Below are 526 nucleotides of genomic sequence, written 5' to 3'. Positions count from 1 at the left end.
ACCACGGTCCGCTCCGGCGCGTCGAGCCGGCGAAGCTCCCGGACGAGCGTCGGGGCGACCGCGCGGTCAAGGACGGAGACCGAGACGGTGACGCGCTCCGCGCCGTACTCGAACGCCCAGCCGATCGCCGACGACAGCGTGTCGAAGGCGCCGTCGGCGAGGAGGTCCCGCTCGGTGAGCACGAGGGCGACGTGCGCCGGCGGCTCGGCGTCGTGGAGGCGGTGGCGCGTCGCGAGGTACGCGTCGTAGAGACCCACGTCGAGTCGATCCGGCCGCGCGTATAAATGGCTTCCCGCCGACGAGGGATTTAATTCGCCGACGCGCCTACCACGGGTGATGGCAGACAGCTACCGCGGGGTGTTCGGCGCGATCCCCTACGCGTTCCGCGCGACCGAGTCGTGGACCATGCGCGCGTACGCCGCGCTCGGCGCGCTGGCCGCCGGGTTCGTCGCGCTGGTCGTCACCCTCGCCTTGGTCGTCTGGATGGGCGAGACCGCCTCGGCGCAGGGGGGGACGTTCCTCTTCA

2 pseudogenes are annotated in these 526 nt (G+C 72.1%); one reads left to right on the top strand and one right to left on the bottom strand.

Going from position 1 to position 526, the window contains the following annotated elements:
* A pseudogene (locus D3D02_RS18915) lies at nucleotides 1-257 on the bottom strand (di-trans-poly-cis-decaprenylcistransferase); the annotation flags it as partial.
* 79 nt (nucleotides 258-336) lie between these two features.
* Here D3D02_RS18915 and D3D02_RS18910 point away from each other — a divergent pair.
* Nucleotides 337-526, top strand: a pseudogene (locus D3D02_RS18910) (hypothetical protein); the annotation flags it as partial.

Origin of the sequence: Halobellus sp. Atlit-38R, from assembly GCF_003665925.1 — an archaeon.
Lineage (GTDB): Archaea > Halobacteriota > Halobacteria > Halobacteriales > Haloferacaceae > Haloquadratum > Haloquadratum inordinatus.
Note: the sequence above shows the minus strand (reverse complement) of the source record. Positions and strands in the feature narration are given on the sequence as shown.